This is a genomic window from Leifsonia sp. HAY1-4F (assembly GCF_056755275.1).
Genome location: NZ_JBNDHX010000320.1, coordinates 1 through 267 on the forward strand (window position 1 = coordinate 1; position 267 = coordinate 267).

At 59.9% G+C, this 267-nt stretch carries 1 protein-coding gene; it reads left to right on the top strand.

Annotated elements, in window-relative coordinates; genetic code table 11:
- Positions 1-10: 10 nt before the first annotated feature.
- Positions 11-267: glycosyltransferase (locus ACPYOG_RS19680; RefSeq protein WP_481295806.1), on the top strand; the 257-nt coding region annotated here is incomplete at its 3' end.

Below are 267 nucleotides of genomic sequence, written 5' to 3' on the forward strand. Positions count from 1 at the left end.
ATCGGACTCCGTGCATTTCGTCTATATCGGCATGATGCGGGACCTGAAGGGTCCCGATCTGTTTATGGACGCTTTCGCAAAGACAGAGCGGCGGATCGGCCGGCCACTATCCGCGCTGATGATCGGCGATGGTCCGGACAGGGACAGATACCGCGCCATGATGATCGAGCAGGGTCTCGGTCACCGTATCGGCATGCTGCCGGCCATGCGTGTACACGAAGCCTTTTCGATGTCTCAAAACGTCGTCGTTCCCTCGCGCGCCGAGGC